Genomic DNA, 15,929 nt, shown 5'->3' with positions numbered 1-15,929 from the left:
TCACGAAAAGATGACTTTCAAATACATCTTATTCGCATATGTCTATGCACAGACAAACCTCCAGAGGAAACGCTATGAAAACCGAGACCGTAGACGGGCTGACCTTTGAAACATGGACCGTGGATGAGGTGGCAAAAGCCTTTGACGCCAATGAGATCGCCCTGATCGACGTGCGCACCCCGCAGGAATACGCCTTCGAGCACATCCCCGGCGCGCTCCTCTTGCCGCTGTCCTTCTTCTCCGCCGAAAAGCTGCCGTCGCAGGAGGGCAAACGCATCGTGTTCCATTGTGGGTCCGGCGTGCGTTCGGGGAAAGTGGCCGCCGCCTGTGCCGCAGCCGGCATCACCCCGCTGGCCCATATGGAAGGCGGCTTTGGCGCCTGGAAAAACGCGGGCAAGGCCTATACCGGCACCGACATGGCGACCGGCGCACCGAAGTCTGTCCCCGCCACCTAAATGATCTTAAAAGGGCGCCTCAGGGCGTCCTTTTCTCAACTTGGGAAAGCTTTCGCCATTTCCCGATCAAACTCGGCCCAACTCACCGTCGCCTTGTTCCCGGCATAGCCGTGGTAGTGCGATTTGCCCGAAGAGGTCGGCAGACCGGCCCAGATCTTGGCCAGATTGTTCATGAACTGATGACGGGTGATCTGCCCCGTGCGCAGCTCGTAAATCCCCGCATCGGCCAGCAAGATATTGGCCAGCTGGTCCTGCACCGCAGGGGTGAAAATCACCTCCGGCCCCAGATCAAGCTCCATCACCAGACGCCCCAGCGTCGAAGGGATGAATTGATAATAGCCGATGGCATGCGGCTGGCCCGGCGTGTCCTCGATCCATTTGAAAATCTCGCCCAGCGACATCTGCGACGGTTTCTTGCCCGGCTTGCGCTTGGCCCCATGTTGCACGGCGTCATAGCCATCGCGCGGGCTTTCGGCGCGTCCGATCATGGCGCGGATCAGGGCAATATCGGCAGGCGCGCGTGACAGGGTGCGAATCTTGGCACGCGCCTCCGGACGCGGCGGCAGTGGTTCGAAAAAACTGCCCTCGGCGCGCCCGGCAAAGAGACTTGGCCCCATGGCCGTGGCTCCCCCCAGCGAGGCGTTCACCAAAGGCTGCGGGGCGGTTGCGATCAGCGGCTGACGTTCCAAATCCCAACCCTGCCCACTGGGCCGCAAAAGCGACAAAGGCTCAGCCCCCAGCGCAAAAGGCCAGAGCAAAAGGAGACAAAAAAGACCGCAATTCTTGCGCAACATCGAGACCTCGAGGGTTCTGAAACTCGACATCAGGCATAGGGCGTCATGATTGAGAAATGGTTTCCAAGATAGAAAAAGCCCGGGCGAATGACACGCCCGGGCTCAGGATATTCAGACTGAGGAAGGGATCAGCCTTTGTAGAATTCCGGATAGGCTTCCATGCCGAGCTCGGCTTTGTCGAGGCCCATCATCTCTTCTTCTTCGGAGACGCGGATACCCATGATCGCTTTCAGGATGAACCACACAATGCCGGAAACAACGAAGGTGAACACACCGACCACGGCGATACCGTAGAGCTGAGTGCCGATGGAGGCGTCGGAGTTGGTGAAGACAACCGCGATGGTGCCCCAGATGCCGCAGATCAGGTGGACCGGGATCGCGCCGACAACGTCATCGATTTTCAGCTTGTCGAGGAACGGCACAGCGAAGACCACGATCACGCCGCCGACCATACCGATGAGGGTGGCTGCACCCAGAGTCGGGGTGAGCGGTTCCGCGGTGATGGACACGAGGCCAGCCAGAGCGCCGTTGAGCACCATGGTCAGATCGACTTTGCCGTAGACCAGCTGGGTCACGATCAGAGCAGCGATCGCACCACCAGCAGCTGCGGTGTTGGTGTTCGCGAAGATACGGGACACGTCAGCCACGTCACCCACGGAGCCCATAGCAAGCTGGGAACCGCCGTTGAAGCCGAACCAACCGAGCCACAGGATGAACGTACCCAGAGTGGCGAGCGTCAAGTTGGAGCCCGGGAAAGCGGTGACTTTGCCGTCTTTATATTTGCCGATACGCGGGCCGAGGATGAGAGCGCCAGCCAGAGCAGCCCAGCCACCCACGGAGTGCACAACGGTGGAACCAGCGAAGTCGAGGAAACCAGCTTCGTCGAGGAAACCGCCGCCCCATTTCCAGGAGGCGGAAATCGGGTAGATGATGGAGGTCAGGATGATCGTGAAGACCAGGAACGGCCACAGTTTGATGCGCTCGGCGAGGGTACCGGACACGATGGAGGCGGTCGCACCACAGAACATCAGCTGGAAGAAGAAGTCGGAGCCGGTGGAGGCGTAGGAGTAATCGTCCACAGCATCGGCGGTCACACCAACAGCTTCGAGCACGCCCGGGCCGAAGACGCCGGAGAGTACACCTTCGACCGACCAGGTGCCCAGCGGGTACATCAGATTGTAGCCGATCAGGTAGTAAAAGATCGAGGCGAGACCGAAGAGGGCCACGTTTTTGGTCAGCTGCATCGCAACGTTTTTCGAACGCACGAGGCCGGCTTCGAGCATGGCAAAACCAGCAGCCATGAAGAACACGAGGAAGCCGCCAATAAGGAACAGCACGGTGTTCATGATAAAGACGACATCGGTCGGCACGACGGCAGCGACGGCTTCTTCAGCGTCCTGCGCAAAGGCCATAAGCGGCATCGCGGTCGCGAGCGCAGTGGCCGGAATGAGCTTGGTGAGTTTCATAGGTTTCAGTCCCTTTCGTCTCGGGTAAGCGCGATTAGATCGCGTCGTCGTTGGTCTCGCCGGTACGGACGCGGGTTGCGCCTTCCACGTCGAGGACAAAAATCTTGCCGTCGCCGATCTTGTCGGTCTTGGCGGTGGTTGCGATGGTTTCGACAACTTGCTCGGCCATGGCATCGGCCACGACGATCTCAAGTTTCACCTTCGGCACGAAGTTCACGGCATATTCCGCGCCGCGGTAGATCTCGGTGTGACCGGACTGAGAGCCAAAGCCCTTGATCTCCGTCACCATCATGCCCCGAACGCCGATCCCGGTCAGCGCTTCGCGGACTTCTTCAAGCTTGAATGGCTTGATTGCAGCAATAATGAGTTTCACGTTTTTCCCCTTCCGTTTGAGCGGGTGGCGCCACTGCTGGTGCGACCACGGCTCAGCAAAACGACGTTAGGCGTTTCTTCACAAGCGATGCGACGGCTTGCCGTGAGTCATTTTCAAGCACTTGCGCCTAAAAATTATACATTTTGTGCACAAAGATCAAAAAATAAGCAGAAAAATAAAGAGGTCCGCGCGACTCGTTTCCCCTCAACATTCGCGACCCAAGTCATTAAGGTCCTCTGCAATCAAAACCTGGCAAAAAATCGAGCAAAACATGACAGGACCCAACGGCGGAAAGCGGAAACTGGTCGCAGATCGGCGCTATCCCAACGGCACGAAAGCCAAGAAAAAGCCGGAAAAAAAGGCAAAAAAGCCTCTTCTCCGCAAGAAAACCGCTGCGCGCAAACCCAAGCGGGCCTCTACCCGCAAACGGTCGTCGAATCCGATCGTGCGTCTGGTGGGCGGGCTGCTGCGCTGGGTCGGACGGCTGATCTGGCTGGCGTTCTCACGCGGTGCACTGGCCTTTGCCGTTGTTTTGGGCATTGCCGTTTTTTACATCTATTCCACCCTGCCACCCTATTCCGAGCTTCTCGATGGGCGCGCGCGGGGATCGGTTACGCTTCTGGACCGGAACAGCTCAGTCTTTGCCTGGCGCGGGGAACAATTCGGGGGCCAGATCACGGCAGACACCGTTTCGCCCTACCTCAAAAACGCCATTGTCGCGACCGAGGACAAACGCTTTTATCGCCACTTCGGCGTCTCACCACGCGGTGTCGCCTCTGCGGTGAGGATCAACCTCTCCGAGGGGCGTGGTCCGCTATCCGGCCATGGCGGCTCGACCCTGACGCAACAGACGGCGAAACTCCTGTGCCTTGGCGTGCCCTTTGATCCGGACAAGTGGAAGAACCAGACGGAATACGAGGCCGATTGCCGCGAAGGCTCGATCGCGCGCAAAGCCAAAGAGGCTGTCTACGCCATGGCGATGGAGGCCCGTTATTCCAAGGATGAGATTCTCTCGATCTACATGAACCGGGCCTATCTCGGCTCTGGCGCGAATGGGTTCGAGGCGGCCGCACAGCGCTATTTCGGCAAATCCGCCGCCGAGGTGACCATCGCCGAATCCGCCATGCTCGCCGGTCTTTTGACCGCGCCGACCCGCTATGCGCCGACGAACAACCTTGAGCGTTCGCAAGAGCGTGCAGGCATCGTTTTGCTGCTGATGAACCAACAGGGCTATATCTCCGACGAGGAGCGCGCCTATGCGAAATCGCACCCTGCCGAACTGTCCGAGACCGCCGAGAAACGCGCGGGCGGTTATTTTGCCGATTGGGTGATGGGTGCGGGGCCGGACTTTTTGACGCGTGACACGACCGAAGATGTGGTGATCGAAACGACCTTCGATCAACGCATTCAGGCGGCGGCGGAAGAGGCGCTGATCTGGATTTTCGAGAACAAAGTGCGCGAAGGCTCCGAGGCACAGGCCGCCATCGTGGTGATGTCCGCCGACGGCGCTGTCCGTGCGATGGTGGGCGGGCGCAAGCTCAAGGTCTCGGGCGCCTTCAACCGTGCGACACAGGCGAAACGTCAGCCGGGGTCGTCGTTCAAACCCTTCGTCTATGCGACGGCTCTGGACATGGGGTGGTCCTATGACGATCCCATTATGGATGAACCGATCACGCTCAACATTCCCGGCTCCGGCCCGTGGTCGCCGCAGAACTATGATCGCAAATTCCATGGTCTCGTGACCGTCACGGACGCGCTCAAACACAGCTACAACATCCCCGCGGTCGAGCTGGCGATGGATGCGGGACTTGAGAATGTCCGCACCGTGGCCTCGACGTTCGGCATCGAGAGCGACCTTGCACAGGGGCCTGCGCTGGCGCTTGGCGTCTCGGAAACCACGCTTTTGGAGATGACCGGCGCCTACGCGGGCATTCTCAACGGCGGCTCGTCGGTGACGCCTTACGGGTTGAAATCCCTGCGTCTCAAGGGCGACAACACGGCTCTGATGGGGCAAGAAGGCGGGCTTGGCGAACGTGTGATCACCCCCGACAGCGCGCAGCAGCTCATCTACATGATGTATAACGCCGTCCAAGGCGGCACCGGCGCGCGAGCACAAATCCCGGGCGTCGAAGTGGCGGGCAAGACCGGCACGACGCAGGCCGCACGCGACGCCTGGTTCATGGGCTTCACGGCGGATTACGTCGCGGGCGTCTGGATGGGCTACGACGACAACTCGCCCCTGACCGGCGTGACCGGTGGCGGTCTTCCGGCCGAGATCTGGCAACGGACCATGGCGCAGGTGCAAGACGGCCTCGAGCCGAAACCCCTGCCGATGATCCGACCCGCCAACCCGCCAACAGTGCAGCGCGCTCAGCCCACCGGCAACGGTCAGCGCAGCAATGACAAGGCCGACAATGTGTTGATCGACCTGTTGGGGGCGATTTTCGGCAATGGCAACTGAGGGCGGGGCGATGGACAGGTCTGCATGCGACGTGTCCATCGCCCCGGTCAGCCAGGCGACGGCGGCGCGATTCACCGACCTCTATTTTCGCCGCCCCTTTCTGATCTTCATCCGCAGCGGATCAAAGGTCGTCACCTGTCCCCTGCATGGTGAAATCGAGGGGCGTGAAGGCGATGTGATGATCTTTCCGCCCGGCGTCGTTTTGACAATGGAGAACCGCCCGCTGGCGGATCGGCACTATCAAGCGGAGGGGGTGAATTTCTCCGACGATCTGATCGAAGAGGTCTTCACGCAGACCCCGGTGCTGCAACGCAAGGCCGGCATCCAGATCCTGCGCGCGGCCTCGCATCAGCCGCAGGCCGTGTTGCGGCTTTTGAAAGAAACGCTCGCCACGACCGACTTGCCGCCCGAAATCCGCAGGCATCGCCTGTTGGAGCCGCTCATTTGGTTGAAACACCAAGGTGTCGTGCTGCCGCTTTTGGGCGAGGACACGCCGCACGCGCGGGTGCGCGAGTTGATCGAGCGCGATCTGAGCCACGACTGGCGCGCGCCCGAGGTGGCACGCGATCTGGGCATGTCCGAGGCGACGCTGCGCCGCTGGCTGGCCAAATCCGGGCATGGGTTTTCCGGCATCCTGCTGAACACCCGGCTGGAACGCGGGCTGGGGTTGCTTCAGACCACTGGCCAGCCGATCTCCGAAATTGCGCTGGATTGTGGTTTCAAAACACCGTCGCATTTCTCGGACGCTTTCAAGAAACGCTTTGGTATCCCACCGAAATCCATCCGAACGGTCGAAGCCTGATCGTTTGCCGATAGTTTTTGCCCGACCAGCGGAAGCGCGCCTGACCTCCCACGCCTAAAGTCATCCCATCACTGATTTGAAAAGGATGACACATGTCTTTCACTCGTTCCTTCACGCGCTTTGGCGCGACGGCCCTCGCCGCTCTCACCTTGAGCGTCGCCCTCTCTGGCGCCCTCGCCGCCGAAGAGTTTCAACTGACCAGCCAAAGCATGGTCGAGGGGATGCAGTTGAGCACCGAACAGGTGTTCGAGGGCTTCGGCTGCACCGGCGGCAATCGTTCTCCCGATCTTGCCTGGTCCGGTCTGCCGGAGGGCACCGAAAGCCTGGCGCTCACCGCCTATGACCCGGACGCGCCGACCGGCTCGGGGTGGTGGCATTGGGGGATCGTCAACATTCCCGTCGAAGCCGCAGGCCTCACGACGGGCGCAAGCGGCACGGATGCGATGCCCGAAGGCGCTATGGAGCTTCGCAATGATTATGGCAGCTTGGGCTTTGGCGGAGCCTGCCCGCCGCCGGGCGAGGTGCATCGCTATATTTTCACGCTGCATGCGCTGTCGGCAAAGCTCGACCTGCCGGAAGGGGCCACCAACGCCATCGCAGGCTACATGATCAACAGCCAGACCATCGCGACCGCGAAACTGACAGCGGTCTACACGCGCTAAAGCACGAAAAAGGGCTGCGGTTCGATCCGCAGCCCTTCCATCGTTCAGAGGCGTGACGCTCAGCGCAGCGACGCCGTCAGCGCATCGATGCTACCACCGGCTTTGTCGAGCATCGCACCGATCTCGGCACGTTCGGATTTCAGCAAAGAAATCCCTTCGATCTGCAAATCGATGAACTTGCCCGCCTTGTCATGCACGATGAAAGAGATCGCAAACGGCGGCTCGCCGCGTAGAATCGCGGTGCAGCGCACGTCATAGACAGAGTTGATCTGCTGCGTGCTGTTGACCTGAACCTTGCCACCGATGAATTCGCGGAAGCGCGAGCCGTATTTGCGGGCGACATAGGTCTGGAACGCTTTGGTGAAGGCGTTGAGCTGTGCCGAAGAGGCGGAACGCGCGGGCGGGCCAAGCACCGAACGCGCGATGTTCTGCATATCGGCATACCGCGTCAGAACACGTTCGAAATCGACATACATTGCAGCTTCGGATTTGCCCGAATTGATGATGGCGTTGATGTCATTCACCGCCTTGCCGATCAGCGCCTCTGCCTGAGGCGCGGAAAAGGCCAGCGCGGCCTGCGGCAAGATCAGAGTTGCGCCCAGAGCGGCGAGAACCGACCGGCGCGAAAAAGCGAAATCACTCATAGAAGTCCTCGTAAATATCATAGGGTGCTGCGCCCTGACCCGCGGCCTCACCATTCCCCGTGGCAATCGGTGTGCCCAATTCAAAGCGACGGTTGTCGAGATAGGTCAAACGCATCTGGGCATAGCTGTCGGCACTGTCGTAAATCACAGATTCATAGAGATCGGAGTAACGATACCGTGTGTCCGCAAGGTCGGCAACTTTCAGCCCGGTCTTGTAGCTTTTCTCGGGGTTGCCCAAGAGGTTGCCCACGGGATCGAGCGCAATATCGACCAAAAGTCCGATGGAATCGCGCTCCGTCGAGGGGCCATAAAGCGGCAGGACGACATAAGCCCCTTCGCCCACGCCCCAGGCGTGAAGCGTCTCGCCAAAGTCGGAGTCGCGCTCTTCGAGCCCCATCTCGGTCGCCGGATCGAAAAGCCCACCGATCCCAACCGTGGCGTTCACCGCGAAACGCGCCGTGTTGTGCAGCGCATCGCCAAGGCGGAACTGCAACACGTCATTCACCACTGTGCCGGGGATACCCAGCGTGTCGGAGACATTGGAAAACCCTTTGCGCAGCGGATCGGGCACCACCGTGCCATAGGCCGTCGACACCGGTTTGATCACCGCCTTGTCGAGCGCAATGTTGGTGTCATGCCAGCCGCGGTTCACCTCCTCATAAGGATCGGCAATCCCGTCCGGTCCCGGTGTGGCGCACCCCGCCAAAAGGGCAAGCCCCGAAACAGCGGCAAGGGCGGGCAGACCCCGCACTGAGAAAGATGAAAACATGGCAGCAGACCTTCGGGCTAAGGCATCAAGGCAAATCGGGCAGACCAGGTGACAGGCGTCATCCCCATGGCTATACCGCGAGATAGTATCCCTGAACCGGAAGCCCAATATTAACACACACTCTGATATCTATCCTGTGACATTGTTTCAACAGATCACCTGTGGTTCACGCCATATGCGACAGGCAAATCTGCCATATCAGACAAGACCGAGCTAAGACATCGACATGACACAGGAAGACATCCGCCTCGGCCAGAGAGAGCTTTCCAGCGTACGTCGCGAATCGCGCGGCCTATTTTGGATGTCTGGGATATTCTCAATATGTATCAATATGTTGATGCTCACTGGCCCGCTTTTCATGTTGCAGGTTTACGACCGGGTTCTGGGCTCAGGCTCAGAGGCGACGCTGCTCGCGCTGTTTTCCATCGTCGCGTTTCTCTATCTGATGATGGGGCTTCTGGATGGCACACGTGCGCACATCCTATCGCGCGTTGCTGCACGGTTTCAAAGCCGCTTGGAGACCCGCGTGTTTCACGCCACCATGGCGCAGGCGGCCCATAATCCGCGCGAAAGCCGCAAAATCCGCGGCATGGACAATCTCACCGCGATTCGTCGTTTTTTCGGTTCCCCGGCGTTGGCCGCGCTCTTCGATCTGCCCTTCACGCCGTTGTTTCTCTTTGGGATCAGCCTGTTTCACCCCTATCTCGGCCTTTTGGCTGTCGGCGGCGGCGCCGTCCTCGTGGGGGTCGCGCTGCTGCATCGTTCTGCGGCAAAACCGATGCAAGACGCCGTGATCCGCGCCGAAAGCGAGGCCGCTCAAACCGCCAGCCGGATGACCACCGCCGCCGAGGCATTGGCCGCTTTGGGCATGAAAGAGGCCGCCTATCGCCGCTGGCTGAAAGCGCGCGAGACCGCTTTGGAGAAATCCGTGGCGAGCGAGGACACCACCCATGGCTTCACCGCCGCCTCCCGCGCGCTTCGGTTGTTTTTGCAATCGGCGATGCTGGCGCTTGGGGCCTGGCTGGTGCTGGAGCGTCAGATCAGCCCGGGTGCCATGATCGCGAGTTCCATCCTGCTTGGGCGCGCGCTTCAGCCCGTCGATCTTTTGATCGGTCAGTGGAACCTGTTGCAGCATGCCCAACGTGGCTGGGGCGATCTGGCCGAATTGCTGGGCAAAAATCCCGCCGATGTCACCCGCACCGAATTGCCGCGCCCCACGGCCGCGTTGACCGTGCAACAGGTCTCTGTTGTGCCCCCGGGTCAGCAACAGGCCTCTTTGCGGATGATCAGTTTCGATCTGGCGCCGGGCGAAGCCCTGGGCGTGATCGGGCCGTCTGGGGCGGGTAAATCCACGCTGGCACGCGCTCTGACCGGGGTCTGGGCGCCGTCCAGCGGCGCGATCCGGCTGGCTGGTGCGAAACTGGAGCATTACGCCAGCGAAGCGCTTGGCAGCTACATCGGCTACCTGCCGCAACAGGTGCAGCTTTTCGACGGCACCATTGCCGAAAACATTGCCAAGCTGGCGCTCAGCCCCGATGCGGAAGCGGTGATTACAGCCGCTAAAAAGGCGGATGCGCATGATCTGATCCTGTCGCTGCCCGACGGCTATGACACGCCTGTCGCCTCGGCCGGTGGGCTGTTGTCCGGTGGGCAATTGCAGCGGATCGGCTTGGCGCGGGCGTTTTACGGCAATCCGGTGATCGTCATTCTGGATGAACCGAACTCCAATCTGGACAACGCGGGTTCCATCGCCTTGAACGCCGCAATCCGGCGGCACAAGGCCGAAGGCGGCGCGGTGTTGATCATGGCGCATCGCCCCTCTGCGATTCAGGAATGCGAAAAGCTCATGGTGCTGGACGGTGGGCTGCGTCGCGCCTTTGGGCCCCGCGATCAGGTGTTGAGCGAGATGGTCAAGAACTCCAAAGACATCTTGCGCAAAGACGCGGGTCAGGGGGGCATCCAATGACCGCGCAAACCCAGAACAAAAGCCAAGAGAACACATGGTCCGCCCGCCGCGCAATCTGGTTCGGATTCGCCTGCATGGCAATTCTGATCGGCGGCTTTGGCGGCTGGGCTATTTTCGCAAGCATTGACGGCGCCGTTGTGGCCGCCGGCCAGCTTCAAGTCGAACAGAACCGTCAGGCTGTCGCCCATCGCGATGGTGGCGAAGTGGCCGCTGTGCATGTCAGCGAGGGGGATATGGTCGAAAAAGGTGCCCTGCTGATCGAATTGTCGTCGGAGGATTACCTCAACGAAATCTCGCTTCAGGAAACCCAGCTTTTCGAACTTCTGGCCCGCGTCGCCAGACTTGAGGCAGAGCGCGACGGCGCGCCGACCATCACGCTAGCGCAAGAGTTGATCGACCGCATGGCCGAAGATCCTCAGGTCGCGCGCTCTGTGGCCGGGCAAAAAGACCTGTTCCAGGCGCGTCAGGACACGGCCAAGGCCGAGATCGAACAACTCAACAAGCAACGCAGCCAGATCGAGGTTCAGATCGAAGGCCTCGCGACGCAAAAATCCGCGCTCTCCGAGCAATTGTCGCTGATCGAAGAGGACCTCGCGGCGCAAACCGAATTGCTTGAACGCGGACTGACCCAGCAAAGCCGCGTCATCGGCATTCGCCGCGACGCCGTGCAATATGCGGCCGAGATCGGACGGCTGGAGACGGCCGAGGCTCAAGCGCAGGTGCAGATCACGGAGATCGAGCTGAACATCCTCAAGGCCAGCAGCGACCGCCGCGAATCCGCCATCACCGAGCTGCGCGACATTCAGGCCAGCGTCAGCCGTCTGCGCGAACAGATTTCGGGGCTGCGGGCGCGTCTGGCGCGGCTCGACATTCGCGCGCCGGTGGCGGGTGTGGTCTATGGCCTCTCGGTGTTCGGCCCCGGTGCGGTGATCCCGCCCGCACAGCCCGCGCTTTACATCGTGCCCCAAGACCGCCCGCTCATCATCATGGCGCGGGTTAGCCCGACCCATGTCGATCAGGTCTACCCCGGCCAACCCGTGCGCCTGCGGTTCACGACCTTTGACCAGCGCACCACACCCGAGCTCGAAGGTCAGGTGATGCGAGTCTCCGCCGATGCCTTTGTCGACGAGGCGAGCGGCGCGAGCTATTATCGCGCCGACATCCACCTCCCCGAAGCACAGCGCGCGCGTCTGCCCGAGGGGACCGTTCTCATTCCCGGCATGCCGGTCGAAGCCTATATGTCCACGGGTGAACGCTCACCCTTGGCCTATCTGACAAAACCCCTTACGGATTATTTCACCCGCGCCTTCCGCGAGAAATAACGCCATTCGACAAAGGACCCTCCCCATGGATCTCTCCGCAAAACTCTCCGAGCTCGGCCTCACCCTGCCCGCCGCACCTGCGCCCGCGGCCAACTACGTGCCCTATGTGATCAGCGGCAATCAGCTCTTTATTTCCGGGCAAATCTCCAACGGTCCCGACGGGCTGATCTGTGGCAAACTGGGCGCGGACATGGCCACGGAAGACGGTGCGAAGGCGGCACAAAGCTGCGCGCTGGCGCTTTTGGCCCAAGCCAACGCCGCCGTTGAGGGCGATTTTTCCAAGGTGAAGCGTCTGGTGAAACTCGTCGGGTTCGTCAATTCGACCGCAGAGTTCACCGAACAACCCAAAGTGGTCAACGGTGCCTCTGATTTGATGGTCGAGGTGATGGGCGACATGGGCCGTCACGCCCGCTCCGCCGTGTCTGCCGCCAGCCTGCCGCTGGGCGTCGCGGTCGAGATCGAAGCGATTTTCGAGCTCGCCTGATGCCCACTCTGCCAGAGGCCTTTCTAAAGGCGCCCATTGCGCATCGTGCCTTGCACGATGACAATATCGCCCGCGCCGAGAACAACATCGCCGCCATCGATGCGGCGATCGCGCGGGGATTTGGCATCGAGATCGACCTGCAACTGTCCTCGGACGGGGTGGCGATGGTGTTTCACGACTATGCGCTCAATCGCCTGACCGAGGGCCACGGCGCCTTTGCGCTCCAAAGCTCCAAGGCCCTGTCTACGCTTCGGTTCAAAACCGGCGAGGTCGGGGTGCCGACGCTGAAACAGGTGCTGGATCACGTCGCGGGGCGCGTGCCCATGTTGATCGAGGTGAAGGATCAGGATGGCGCGATGGGCCCCAGTGTCGGCGCCTTGGAAGTGGCTGCCGCCAAAGTGCTTGAGGGCTACGATGGCCCTGTCGCACTCATGTCCTTCAACCCGCATTCGGTCGCGGTTCTGGCGGAGCTGTGCCCCCATCTGCCGCGCGGCATCACCACCGCGAATTGGGAGGACGAGGGCGCGAAACTCATCCCCGCCGACCGCCGCGAGACCCTGGGACTCATCGAGGATTATGATCGCGTCGGCGCGTCTTTCATCAGTCACCAGTGGTCGAACCTCGACGCGCCTCGGGTCGCTGAACTGAAAGAGGCGGGTGCACATATTCTGTGCTGGACGATCCGAAACCCGGAAGACGAGGCGGAGGCACGCAAGATTGCGGAAAATATCACCTTTGAGGGCTACCTGCCGACTTGACGCCAAGACCCTGCGTGCCAGTTTCTAACCAGACGTTGCGCGCGGGACCTTTATGACCGACCAGATCGAGATCAGCCTGATGAACAGCCTCGGTGCGATTGCGCCGGAGGACTGGGATGCTTGTGCAGCTCCCGACTTTGGGCGGTCCGAAGATCCCTTCGTGACGCATCGATTCCTGATGGCTTTGGAAAACTCCGGCTCGGTCGGTCCCGGCACCGGCTGGCAGCCCAGCTATCTCGTGGCGCGCGCGGGTGATCAGGTGATCGCCGTCGCGCCGATGTATGCCAAGGGCCATAGCCAGGGCGAATATGTTTTCGATCACGGCTGGGCCGATGCCTATGAGCGCGCGGGCGGGCGATACTATCCGAAACTCCAGATCGCGGTGCCGTTTACGCCCGTGACAGGCCGTAGGCTTTTGACCCGCCCGGGGTTCGAAGACATCGGCAAGGCCGCATTGGTTCAAGGTGCGGTTGAGGTGGCGGATCAGAACACGCTGTCGTCGCTGCACATGACGTTTTGCTCTGAGGACGAAGTGGCCGCTGGCGAGGCCATGGGGCTTTTGCACCGCACCGGGCAGCAGTTTCACTGGGACAACGCGGGTTATGCCACGTTCGACGATTTCCTCGCCGTTCTGTCATCACGCAAGCGCAAGAACATCCGTAAGGAACGCGCACAAGCGCAGAGCTTTGGCGGCGAGATCATTCAGCTCACGGGTGATGACATCCGGCCTGACCATTGGGATGCGTTTTGGACCTTTTATCAGGACACCGGCAGCCGCAAATGGGGCTCGCCCTACCTGACGCGGGCGTTCTTCGAGGAGCTGCACGAGACCATGCGCAACGACGTCTTGCTGGTTCTGGCACAGATCGACGGGGTGCCGATTGCGGGCGCGTTGAATTTCATCGGGCGGGATCGATTGTTCGGACGCTATTGGGGCTGCACCGAATATCACCCCAGCCTGCATTTCGAGATTTGCTACTATCAGGCCATCGACTACGCCATTGCTCACGGCCTCAAACGGGTCGAGGCGGGCGCGCAGGGCGAGCACAAGCTGGCACGCGGCTATATGCCCAACACGACGCATTCGCTGCATTGGATGCGCGATCCGGGCTTTGCCCGCGCCGTGGCCGAGTACCTTGAGGCCGAACGCGCCGCCGTGGCCGAAGAGGTCGAGGTACTCACCTCATATGGCCCGTTCAAATCCACGCCTGAGGAGGACGATCATGACTGAAATTTTGCAGGGCGCCGCCCGCACCGAGGCCCTCGCGCCGTTACTTACACGCGGCTGGACCGAGACAGACAACGGCACAGGCATCGCGAAACGCTATGAATTTCGGAACTTTAACGAGGCCTTCGGGTTTATGACACGGGTTGCACTTTGGGCCGAGAAACGCGATCACCACCCGGATTGGCGCAATGTCTACCGCACGGTCGAAGTGACGCTTTCGACCCATGATGCCGGTGGGCTGACCCAGAAAGACATAAATTTGGCAGAAAAAATGGACGAGGCCGCCGCACATGTTTGAACAGATCCTGAATTACGAAATTTACAACGGCCAGACCGTCGGGGACTATCTGTCTCTCGAATTTCTGGCGGGCATCGCCGGGTCGATTTTGGGCGCGCTGATCCTTCTGATTATCGGGATGATGATCTCCGGCTGGGTCGGTCGTCGCATCCGCGCCATCAGCGCCCGCTATAAAAGCCTCGACGACACGCTGTTCAATTTCCTCGCCAATATCGCCCGTTATGCGATCCTGGCGTTCACGGTCCTGATCATTCTCAACACCTTCGGTATTCAGACCACCTCGATCGTCGCCGTCATCGGTGCCGCCGGCCTCGCCATTGGTCTGGCGTTGCAAGGCACGCTCTCGAATGTCGCGGCGGGGGTGATGATCATCATGTTCCGTCCTTTCAAGAACGGTGATTTCGTCGAAGTGTCTGGCAAGATGGGCACCGTGAAAGACATTTCCCTGAACTTCACCGAGCTGGCCGACCTGTCCAACGTGCAGGTCATCGTGCCGAACTCGCAGGTTTGGGGCAATATCATCACCAATTTCTCGACCAACCAGACCCGCCGCGCCGAGTGGACCTTTGGCGTGGGCTATGGTGCGAACCTGAAGACCGCCGAAGAGGTGATCCGCAAGACGATCCTGTCGGACCCGCGCGCGCTCCAACAGCCGGAGCCCTTCATTCAGGTCAACAATCTCGGCGATTTCTCTGTCGATTTTCTGGTCCGGGTTTGGGTTAAATCCAGCGACTTTTTCCAGTTTCAGGCCGACATGAAACGTCAGGTCAAAGAGGCGCTGGATGAGGCCGGGGTGGATATTCCCTTCCCGACGCGCACGCTGCTCAATGCTGCCGAATAAAATGAAACGCCCGGGATCATCTCCCGGGCGTTCTTTTTAGATCTTCTCTGAGTCAAATTTTTTCGACCAGAGATTCACCGGCGGAAATCGTGCATTCGCCCGGGCTGCTCTCGACTTCGAGCACCTTCACCACGCCGTCCTCGGCATAAAGCGCGAATCGTTTCGAACGGTTGATCAGGCCCGCAGGCGGTGCGGTAAAATCAAGACCCAGCGCCTTGATGAAACCGGCCTCCGCGTCGCCCAGCATGGTGATTCCGGCCTCTTCCGCACCGGTATCCTTGCCCCAAGCGCCCATCACGAAGGGATCGTTGACGGAGACGCAGATCACCTCGTCCACACCCTTCTCTTTGAACTTCGGCATGGTGCGGATAAAGCTCGGCACATGCGCCGTGGTGCAGACACCCGTATAGGCGCCCGGCAGGCCGAAAAGCACAACCTTGCGACCCTTGAACTTCTCAGAAAGCTCAACTCCCGCCGGGCCTTCTGCCGTCATTTCAAGCACCGTGCCGCCCGGCAGGCTGTCTCCTGTTGCAATCGTCATCTTTGTGTTCCTCTGTGCGTTGTCATTCTGTCCTCTGACGATATAGGGTCAGCACGTTTCGCGAC

Annotated in this window: 17 protein-coding genes; 11 read left to right on the top strand and 6 right to left on the bottom strand. The window is 60.4% G+C overall.

The annotated features are described in order from the left end of the window. The first annotated feature begins 74 nt into the window (after positions 1 to 74). The gene (locus tag ACN0X0_RS13815; protein ID WP_417279628.1) at positions 75 to 455 is read left to right on the top strand and encodes a rhodanese-like domain-containing protein; all 381 of its coding nucleotides are present in this window, start codon (positions 75 to 77) and stop codon (positions 453 to 455) included. A gap of 35 nt (positions 456 to 490) precedes the next feature. On the opposite strand, the gene ACN0X0_RS13810 is transcribed toward ACN0X0_RS13815, so the two are convergent. The 3 genes from ACN0X0_RS13810 to ACN0X0_RS13800 form a co-directional block, all read right to left on the bottom strand. Beyond that, the gene (locus ACN0X0_RS13810) at positions 491 to 1,279 is read right to left on the bottom strand and encodes a hypothetical protein (protein WP_417279627.1); all 789 of its coding nucleotides are present in this window, start codon (positions 1,277 to 1,279) and stop codon (positions 491 to 493) included. A 98-nt stretch (positions 1,280 to 1,377) separates the two neighbouring features. Continuing rightward, the gene (locus ACN0X0_RS13805; protein WP_417279626.1) at positions 1,378 to 2,715 is read right to left on the bottom strand and encodes an ammonium transporter; all 1,338 of its coding nucleotides are present in this window, start codon (positions 2,713 to 2,715) and stop codon (positions 1,378 to 1,380) included. A gap of 34 nt (positions 2,716 to 2,749) precedes the next feature. Further along, positions 2,750 to 3,088, bottom strand: a complete 339-nt coding sequence (locus ACN0X0_RS13800) for a P-II family nitrogen regulator (RefSeq protein ID WP_066604500.1) — start codon at positions 3,086 to 3,088, stop codon at positions 2,750 to 2,752. Positions 3,089 to 3,359: 271 nt separating this feature from the next. Here ACN0X0_RS13800 and ACN0X0_RS13795 point away from each other — a divergent pair, with 271 nt between their 5' ends. The 3 genes from ACN0X0_RS13795 to ACN0X0_RS13785 all read left to right on the top strand — a co-directional run bounded on the left by ACN0X0_RS13795 (position 3,360) and on the right by ACN0X0_RS13785 (position 7,013). Continuing rightward, positions 3,360 to 5,549 (top strand): transglycosylase domain-containing protein, encoded by a 2,190-nt coding sequence (locus ACN0X0_RS13795; protein WP_417279625.1) that lies wholly within the window; start codon positions 3,360 to 3,362, stop codon positions 5,547 to 5,549. 10 nt (positions 5,550 to 5,559) lie between these two features. Further along, a complete protein-coding gene (locus tag ACN0X0_RS13790; protein WP_417279624.1) occupies positions 5,560 to 6,351 on the top strand; it encodes a helix-turn-helix transcriptional regulator in 792 nt (263 codons plus the stop codon). 92 nt (positions 6,352 to 6,443) lie between these two features. Then, the gene (locus tag ACN0X0_RS13785) at positions 6,444 to 7,013 is read left to right on the top strand and encodes a YbhB/YbcL family Raf kinase inhibitor-like protein (RefSeq protein ID WP_417279623.1); all 570 of its coding nucleotides are present in this window, start codon (positions 6,444 to 6,446) and stop codon (positions 7,011 to 7,013) included. Positions 7,014 to 7,072: 59 nt separating this feature from the next. Here the strand turns inward: ACN0X0_RS13785 and ACN0X0_RS13780 are convergent, their stop codons facing one another. Both ACN0X0_RS13780 and ACN0X0_RS13775 read right to left on the bottom strand, forming a co-directional pair. Beyond that, entirely contained in the window at positions 7,073 to 7,657 is a 585-nt protein-coding gene (locus ACN0X0_RS13780) for an MlaC/ttg2D family ABC transporter substrate-binding protein (protein ID WP_417279622.1), read from the bottom strand. Further along, positions 7,650 to 8,426, bottom strand: coding sequence for a VacJ family lipoprotein (locus ACN0X0_RS13775; RefSeq protein ID WP_417263453.1), 777 nt, complete (start codon positions 8,424 to 8,426; stop codon positions 7,650 to 7,652). Before ACN0X0_RS13775 ends, ACN0X0_RS13780 begins: the two co-directional genes overlap by 8 nt. 226 nt (positions 8,427 to 8,652) lie before the next feature. Here ACN0X0_RS13775 and ACN0X0_RS13770 point away from each other — a divergent pair, with 226 nt between their 5' ends. Genes ACN0X0_RS13770 through ACN0X0_RS13740 form a run of 7 tightly spaced genes read left to right on the top strand, consistent with a single transcriptional unit; the run spans position 8,653 to position 15,323 of the window. Continuing rightward, on the top strand, positions 8,653 to 10,392 hold the full coding sequence (locus ACN0X0_RS13770) for a type I secretion system permease/ATPase (RefSeq protein ID WP_417279621.1): 1,740 nt from the start codon (positions 8,653 to 8,655) through the stop codon (positions 10,390 to 10,392). Beyond that, positions 10,389 to 11,714: an HlyD family type I secretion periplasmic adaptor subunit gene (locus tag ACN0X0_RS13765; RefSeq protein ID WP_417279620.1), complete on the top strand. Its 1,326-nt coding sequence runs from the start codon at positions 10,389 to 10,391 to the stop codon at positions 11,712 to 11,714. The genes ACN0X0_RS13770 and ACN0X0_RS13765 overlap by 4 nt, the downstream gene beginning before the upstream one ends. Positions 11,715 to 11,739: 25 nt before the next feature. Beyond that, positions 11,740 to 12,198 carry a RidA family protein gene (locus tag ACN0X0_RS13760; RefSeq protein WP_417279619.1) on the top strand — a complete coding sequence of 153 codons (459 nt, stop codon included), beginning with the start codon at positions 11,740 to 11,742 and terminating at the stop codon, positions 12,196 to 12,198. Next, on the top strand, positions 12,198 to 12,956 hold the full coding sequence (locus tag ACN0X0_RS13755; protein ID WP_417279618.1) for a glycerophosphodiester phosphodiesterase family protein: 759 nt from the start codon (positions 12,198 to 12,200) through the stop codon (positions 12,954 to 12,956). Before ACN0X0_RS13760 ends, ACN0X0_RS13755 begins: the two co-directional genes overlap by 1 nt. A gap of 52 nt (positions 12,957 to 13,008) precedes the next feature. Beyond that, positions 13,009 to 14,187: a GNAT family N-acetyltransferase gene (locus ACN0X0_RS13750; RefSeq protein WP_417279617.1), complete on the top strand. Its 1,179-nt coding sequence runs from the start codon at positions 13,009 to 13,011 to the stop codon at positions 14,185 to 14,187. Next, positions 14,180 to 14,482, top strand: a complete 303-nt coding sequence (locus tag ACN0X0_RS13745; RefSeq protein ID WP_417279616.1) for a 4a-hydroxytetrahydrobiopterin dehydratase — start codon at positions 14,180 to 14,182, stop codon at positions 14,480 to 14,482. Before ACN0X0_RS13750 ends, ACN0X0_RS13745 begins: the two co-directional genes overlap by 8 nt. After that, positions 14,475 to 15,323: a mechanosensitive ion channel family protein gene (locus ACN0X0_RS13740; RefSeq protein WP_417279615.1), complete on the top strand. Its 849-nt coding sequence runs from the start codon at positions 14,475 to 14,477 to the stop codon at positions 15,321 to 15,323. The genes ACN0X0_RS13745 and ACN0X0_RS13740 overlap by 8 nt, the downstream gene beginning before the upstream one ends. A gap of 52 nt (positions 15,324 to 15,375) precedes the next feature. Here the strand turns inward: ACN0X0_RS13740 and ACN0X0_RS13735 are convergent, their stop codons facing one another. Then, on the bottom strand, positions 15,376 to 15,864 hold the full coding sequence (locus tag ACN0X0_RS13735) for a peroxiredoxin (RefSeq protein WP_417279614.1): 489 nt from the start codon (positions 15,862 to 15,864) through the stop codon (positions 15,376 to 15,378). Positions 15,865 to 15,929: the final 65 nt, after the last annotated feature.

It is taken from the genome of Celeribacter sp. (genome assembly GCF_048270365.1).
GTDB lineage: Bacteria > Pseudomonadota > Alphaproteobacteria > Rhodobacterales > Rhodobacteraceae > Celeribacter.
This window is presented reverse-complemented; position numbering and strand designations above follow the sequence as displayed.